Below are 253 nucleotides of genomic sequence, written 5' to 3' on the forward strand. Positions count from 1 at the left end.
TTATCCTTCGCGCCGAGTTCGAAGATACGTTCGGCGGGAACACCGGCGTCGAGCCAGAACTGGTAGGCCTCGTTGTCGCGCGGCACGCCCTCGTCGCCTTCGAAGATGGTCACGTAGAGCTTCGCGGGATCGATCCCGAACCATTCCTTTGAGGTGAGCAGCTCCCAGGCGTAGGCGATGGCGTCCTTCTTGAAGTAGTCGCCAAAGCTGAAGTTGCCGAGCATCTCGAAGAAGGTGTGGTGGCGGCGGGTGA

At 60.5% G+C, this 253-nt stretch carries 1 protein-coding gene; it reads right to left on the minus strand.

The window, feature by feature from the left end:
- Positions 1-253 (minus strand): alanine--tRNA ligase-related protein (locus JAO29_RS23315; RefSeq protein WP_334270673.1); only part of this gene is annotated, 253 nt, incomplete at both ends.

Origin of the sequence: Edaphobacter sp. HDX4 (genome assembly GCF_036877565.1) — a bacterium.
In the GTDB taxonomy this organism is placed as follows: domain Bacteria; phylum Acidobacteriota; class Terriglobia; order Terriglobales; family Acidobacteriaceae; genus Edaphobacter.